The 3,620-nt window shown below is 47.0% G+C and carries 2 protein-coding genes; one reads left to right on the forward strand and one right to left on the reverse strand.

Annotation, left to right across the window (positions count from 1 at the left end; genetic code table 11):
• Positions 1 to 298 precede the first annotated feature (298 nt).
• Positions 299 to 1,057 carry a Uma2 family endonuclease gene (locus QT974_RS29685; RefSeq protein ID WP_333471976.1) on the forward strand — a complete coding sequence of 253 codons (759 nt, stop codon included), beginning with the start codon at positions 299 to 301 and terminating at the stop codon, positions 1,055 to 1,057.
• Positions 1,058 to 1,230: 173 nt separating this feature from the next.
• Here QT974_RS29685 and QT974_RS29690 read toward each other — a convergent pair whose 3' ends face one another.
• Positions 1,231 to 3,297: an elongation factor G gene (locus QT974_RS29690; protein ID WP_333471977.1), complete on the reverse strand. Its 2,067-nt coding sequence runs from the start codon at positions 3,295 to 3,297 to the stop codon at positions 1,231 to 1,233.
• Positions 3,298 to 3,620: the final 323 nt, after the last annotated feature.

Genomic DNA, 3,620 nt, shown 5'->3' on the forward strand with positions numbered 1-3,620 from the left:
GTGTCGCTATGAAGAATACCTAACTAAAGATTGAAAATCTGACAGATCCGCACCTGATACAATTTATAAAACATCTTACTAAAAAACAATAGTTAGACGGAGTGAAGCACAATGTTTTTTACACGTACCCCACGTGCAAGGTGCGGATTTATGAGATGGTTGATATAATTTAGGGATTTTTCATGTATCCGCACCCTACGACTACAAACACTGAAAATTATCGATAAATCTTGGAAAATACGATCGCCCGCAGTGCGTCTATAATATAAAATCATTAGCCAATTTGGGAAAACAGCAAATGGTTACACAACTGCAATCTCCCGACCAACAAAACATCGTATACCCTGACGATAACGGAGAACCGATGTCAGACAATACTGAGCAGTTTCGATTAATCGTTTGGATTAAGGAAAATTCGGAACTATTGTTTGCGAATGACCCGAATGTTTTCGTAGCCGGCGACTTGCTTTGGTATCCCGTTGAAAGAAATAATAAACTTTGCCAAGCACCAGATGTGATGGTAGTTTTTGGTAGACCAAAAGGATATCGAGGTTCTTATCAACAGTGGAATGAAGATAATATTCCGCCCCAAGTCGTGTTTGAAATTTGGTCGCCGGGAAATCGGCCTGCTCCGATGATTCAAAAGTTCAAATTTTACGAACGTTACGGTGTGGAAGAATACTATTTGTACGACCCACAAACATTAGAATTGACAGGATGGCAGCGGGTTGAGGAAGAGTTAGAGGCGATCGACCAAATAGACGGTTGGATCAGTCCGAGATTGGGCGTGCGCTTCCAATTATCTGAAACTGGACTCGAAATGTTCGGGCCAAACGGAGAAGCGTTTATGAGTTTTGTGGAACTCGCTCAACTGCGGCGCCAAGCGGAAGCACGAGCGACTGAAGCAGAGCAACTGCGACAACAAGCAGAGCAACTGCGACAACAAGCCGAGCAACGGGCGACTGAGGCTGAAACTTTGCTCGAACAAGAACGATCGCGATCGCAAGCTTTAGAATTAAGATTGCGAGAAATGGGAATCGACCCAAATCAATTGTAGGAGACCGGGCGAATCCAACACGGCGAATCCAACACGGCGGTTGAAACCGCGTCTACACATACAAAACCCGCTGTAAGGCGGGTTGAAGAAAAGACGGTTAAAATTAAGCAATGTTCTTGAGTCCCCCTGAGCTCGGACATCGTTTGTGTAGACGCGAATTCTATTCGTACGTCTTATCTTTTATCGTTACCGTTACCATTCCCATTACCGCCAGTAGTTAGCAAAACCCGTTTAGCTAAAGGTTCCGGTACTTCTTGTAATCGATCGAACTCCCAGTTAAAAAATCCGACACCCATCGTCTGCGATCGCAATTCTACGATCAAATTCTGCATTTGGGCGATCGGCAAATAAGCCGAAACAGCATCCCATCCCTTCCAGTCTGCTTTACCCTCATAGCCGAGAATTTGACCGCGATGTCCGCTGACCAATTGCAACACCTTTGATGTACACTCGTTAGGAGCGCAAATTTCAACTTTGGCGATCGGCTCGAGCAACACCGATTCGCATTTCGCCATCCCCTCCTGCATCGCCAAACGCGCCGCCTGCTTAAAAGCTTGTTCCGAACTATCAACAGAATGATAGGAACCGTTTGTCAGAGTTACCGATACATCTACCACGGGAAAACCCAAGGGGCCGCGATCCAAATATTCCCGCACTCCCACTTCCACCCCGGGAATATACTGTTTTGGAACGACTCCGCCGACTATTTTGTCGCTGAAATTGAAACCTTCTCCGCGCGGCTGCGGTTGAATGTCGAGGTATACGTCGCCGAATTGTCCGTGCCCGCCACTTTGGTGTTTGTAGCGCCCGTGAATGGATGATGCGGGTTTGCGGATGGTTTCTTTGTACGGTACTTGCGGTAAGTGAGTTACCATCGGTAAATTGTACTTGCGGCGCAACCTGTCTAAGGCTACTTTCAGATGGATTTCACCTTGACCCCAAAGTATAATTTCGTGGGTGTCTCCGTGCTGTTCCCAAACTAAAGATGGGTCTTCTTCTAATAGTTTAGCTAAGGCAGAACTCAACTTAACTTCATCGTTGCGCTTTTCGGGGACGATCGCCAGCGCGTACACAGGCGAGATGATTTCGGCTTTTGGCAAGAATTCGTCAGAACCCAGCACATCGCCTGTTCTCAAGCCTTCCAGCCTGCCCGCAGCGACAATTTCCCCGGCGTTGACCGACTGCAAACTTTGCGTTTGCTGGCCAGTCAAGCGGTACAAACCGTTAACTCGAACCCCGTTCAAAACTGCTCCATCTGCGAGGGTTCCCCGCCACACTCTCACTAACGATAGTTTGCCTCCCTGCGGCGTGTAATAGGTTTTGAGGATTTGACCCAGAACGTTGCTCTCGCTTTGTATAAAACCGCGCCTTTCTGCGGTAGTTTCCGGTGTCGGTGCTTCTCTGAGTAAAGCTTCCAGCAGGGGCCGCACGCCGAAATCTTGTTCGGCGATACCGATGAATACGGGCACTATTAAATCAGCACCTAATTCCATCTTGAAATCGCGGGTAATCTCTTCAGCATCCGGATTGATTTCTTCCAGCAATTCTTCGAGTAAACGATCGTCAAAATTGGCTAATTCTTCGAGCATTTCCTGTCGCGCGGCGCTTTCTTGTGCTTTGAGGTGTTCGGGAAGCGGGACGGGATCTGCGGGTGCGCCGGAGTGATAGTGGTAAGCTTGTTCGGTTACTAAGTCGATAAAACCGATGATTTGTTCGTTTTTGCCGATCGGGTATTGGTGAGGTACAATTGGTCTGCTAGAAACAGATTTGAGCGCGTTGAGTACATCGGTGAAGTTGCTACCGCAAGTTGTTTCGTCTGTGCACGCGCGATCGATCTTGTTGATAAAAACTAGGTGGGGAATCTCCCAATCGTCGAGGAATTTGAACAGCGGGGCGAGGGTTAAAGTGCGATCGGCAACTGGTTCGCAAACAATCACGGCTGCATCGACACCGATAAGTGCATTGTAAGTTTCTTGGACAAATTCGATCGAGCCGGGACAGTCAAGAAATGTGAAGCGGACGTTTTCGTATTCGGCGGTGGCGCAGTTGACTTCTGTGCTCATTTGGCGATCGCGCGCTTCCGGCGAACTGTCACCTATTGTATTACCATCCTTAGCATTACCCTTGCGAGTAATCGTCCCTGTCACCGACAGCAAACTTTCGAGAAGTGCGGTTTTACCGCTTAAATAAGGGCCAACAATTGCAACGTTTCGCGTGGCCCCAAGGACTTTTTGGTTCATATTGCCTCCTACACAAAGTGAAGGGGAAGGGGAAGGAGAAGATGATGATTCAGGAAAAAAACTTGTGTTTGCCGGTTTCTCCGATCTCTTCCCTAGTGAATCTGAAAACTTTTATTTTGCGATGTTTTTAGTTTAAGCTTAAATTGCGACACAAATTCATTAATTACTGTGAAGTATTAAGTATTTTTGTAAATCAACTTGTGAAAATGCTAATCCCAGAAACCGGGTTTCTTACGCTTATTTTTCGTACTCAACCGAAAATATTCATAGAAACCCGGTTTCTCGCCACGCAGCGAGATAATGCTAATCCCAGAAACCGGGTT

Origin of the sequence: Microcoleus sp. BM001215392, assembly GCF_036700185.1 — a bacterium.
Taxonomy (GTDB): Bacteria; Cyanobacteriota; Cyanobacteriia; order Cyanobacteriales; family Microcoleaceae; genus Microcoleus.